The 2,748-nt window shown below is 68.9% G+C and carries 2 protein-coding genes and 2 pseudogenes; all 4 read right to left on the reverse strand.

Annotated features, from left to right (window positions below; translation table 11 throughout):
* Nucleotides 1-209 (reverse strand): annotated as a pseudogene (locus CVM52_RS25045) (aldehyde dehydrogenase (NADP(+))); the annotation flags it as partial.
* Nucleotides 210-284: 75 nt separating this feature from the next.
* Nucleotides 285-1,454, reverse strand: a complete 1,170-nt coding sequence (locus tag CVM52_RS25050; protein ID WP_100164988.1) for a fumarylacetoacetate hydrolase family protein — start codon at nt 1,452-1,454, stop codon at nt 285-287.
* 10 nt (nt 1,455-1,464) lie between these two features.
* On the reverse strand, nt 1,465-2,232 hold the full coding sequence (locus CVM52_RS25055) for an enoyl-CoA hydratase/isomerase family protein (protein WP_100164989.1): 768 nt from the start codon (nt 2,230-2,232) through the stop codon (nt 1,465-1,467).
* Nucleotides 2,229-2,748 (reverse strand): annotated as a pseudogene (locus CVM52_RS25060) (carbohydrate ABC transporter substrate-binding protein); the annotation flags it as partial. The gene CVM52_RS25055 and the pseudogene CVM52_RS25060, both read right to left, overlap by 4 nt.

Consider the following 2,748-nt stretch of genomic DNA (forward strand, 5'->3'; position numbering starts at 1 on the left):
GCCCGCACCGCGCGCGGGCAATAGCCATAGCGCCAGAACGCCGCCTCGGCCGCCGCGCAGGCGCGGTCGACCAGCGCCGGCGTACCGACGGCAAAGTCATGCGCCGGGCCCTCCGCCGGCTCCGAGGGAAAGGTGGCCTCGCCCGCGACCCAGTCGCCGGCGATCAGGTGCTTGCCATGGGGGGTGAAATTCAGCGGGGTGCCGTCCATCTGACAGGTCCTTTTCGGCGGGTGGGGCAAGCGCCCCGTCATGGAGGAGGCGCCGCAAGACAGGGCGCCCTGTTTTCAGGCGCGGCCTGTGGTGGAAACCGGCGCGCCCAGCACACCGCGCGCGGCGAGGTTTTCCATCAGCGCGCGAGTGCCAAAGGTCCATTCCGGCGCCTCGGTGGACAATTGCACCGTATTGCTCAGACGCCCCAGGCCCGGCGCGGCAATTGTCACCCGGTCGCCGGTCTTGTGGGTGAAGCCCTCGCCCGGCATGTCGCGATCCTCGGTGGGTGCAAATAGCGTGCCCAGGAACAGCACCATCCCGTCGGGATACTGGTGATGGCGGCCCAGCGTCTGGGCCACGAGGTCTTCGGGATCCCGGCTGATCTCGGCCATCGAGGAATGCCCGGTCAGGCGATAGCCCTCCGCGCCCTCGACCGTCAGGGTCAGCTCCGCCCGGCGCACATCGTCCAGCGTCCAGGACCTGTCGAACAGCCGGATCATCGGGCCGATGGCGCAGGAGGCGTTGTTGTCCTTGGCCTTGCCCAACAGCAGCGCCGACCGCCCCTCGACATCGCGCAGGTTCACGTCATTGCCCAGCGTCGCCCCCAGGATGCGCCCGGCGGAGGAGACGGCCAACACCACCTCGGGTTCCGGGTTGTTCCAGTTCGAAATCGGGTGCAGGCCAACCGCGGCGCCAAAGCCCACGGCGGCCATCGGCGGGCATTTCGAAAACACCTCGGCATCGGGGCCGATGCCGACCTCGAGATATTGCGACCACAGCCCTTCCTGCTGCAGCGCGCGTTTCACCTCGGCCGCCTCGGGCGATCCGGCACGCAGGTTGCGCAGGCTGTCGCCGATGGCCTGCCCGACGCGGGCGCGGATCGCCTCGGCACGGGCCGGATCGCCGGCGGCCTTTTCCTCGATCACGCGTTCCACCATGGACCGGGCAAAGGTGACGCCGCAGGCCTTTACCGCCTGCAGATCGCAGGGCGCCAGCAGGTGCAGGTGATCGCGATCCACCGGGTTGGCGGCAATCCGCTCCAGCGGCCCCAGGGGCGTGCCGGGCGCGTTGCGCAGATGCGCCGCCGGGTCCGGCAGGTCCAGCAGGTGGCTGACCGTGGGCGCGGCGGCGCAGGTGATGTCGACCAGCAGGCCGTCGCGCAGCGTGACAACGGCTGGGCCCTGCACCTCGGGCCGCCAGCAGCGGCCCAGCCACAAGCCTTCGGGGGCGTCAATCGGGATCATTCGGGTCTCCTCAGCGGCGGTTGAACAAGGGCGCGCGTTTCTCGGCAAAGGCAGCGCGCCCCTCGGCGGCATCTTCGGTGGCAAAGCAGATGGCTTGCAAGTCGCGTTCATAGGCCACCGCCTGTTCCAGCGGCATGTTATAGGCGGCCTGCAGGTTGCGCCGCGCGGTTTCCGCCGCCACCGGCGCGCGGTTGGCAATCGCCGTGGCGATCTCCAGGGCGCGGGGCAGCAATGTATCGGGCGCGGTCAGTTCGGACACCAGCCCCCAGCCCAGCGCCGTCTCGGCCGTCACCGGATCGCCGGTCATCACCATCAACGCGGCGTTGGACGGGCCGATGGAATGCGCCAGCAGAGCTGTCATGCCACCGCCGCCGATCCAGCCCAGCTTGATCTCGGGCGCGGCCAGTTTGGCGCCACGGGTGGCGATGCGGATGTCGCAGGACAGCGCCATTTCCAGCCCGCCGCCCATCGCATAGCCGTTGATCGCGGCAATCGAGGGTTTCAGCAGCGCGCGCAGCGCGTCGCAATATTCCGGCCGGTTGCGGAAATTCCAGGGGGTGGCATAGCGGTCGAGATCAGCAATGTCCGATCCGGCGCAGAAGGCCTTGCCGGTGCCGGTGAGGATCACCACCCTTACCTCGTCGCTGGCATTGATGCTGCGCACGGCCTGCCACATCAACTCGGCCATCTCGGGCGTCATCGCGTTCAGCTTTTCGGGCCGGTTATAGGTGATCGTGGCGATCCGGTTGTCGATGGAAAGCGTCAGTGGTTCGCTCATGCCGTGGTCCTTTCCGGTTGGCTGGCCTCGAACATCGCGCGCAGCGCCTGTGCCGCGCGCGCGGCCGGGCGGCGGGCCTCGAACACATCGCGCAGATAGGCCGAGGCACGGGATTGGAAGGCGATATAGCCGTCATGGCGCGGGCGGATCGTAGCCGCCTCCAGCGTCGCGGCGGTATCGCGATAGAAATTCCCCCAGGCGGCATTCACCCCGGGATCGGCCCAGGCCGCGCGCAGGCCGGGCTGGCCGTCATGGTCCGGAATGAAGCCGCGCTGCGTGGTCTCTGACATCAGCCACAGCAGATGCTCGCGCAACGCCGCGTCGACCACCGCGCGGCGCGATATGGCGATCCCGGTGCCGCCGAGGATCGAGCCGGGCCGCCCACCCGCGCGCGGCGCGTCACGGAACGTCACCGGGCGCGCGGCGCGGGTATAGTTCACATAGCCATAGACCAGCGGGATCAGGTGGATGTCATCGCTCTGCCCCATCAGGTCCAGCAGACCGATGGGATTCAGC

This window comes from Pseudooceanicola lipolyticus, assembly GCF_002786325.1.
Lineage (GTDB): Bacteria > Pseudomonadota > Alphaproteobacteria > Rhodobacterales > Rhodobacteraceae > Pseudooceanicola_C > Pseudooceanicola_C lipolyticus.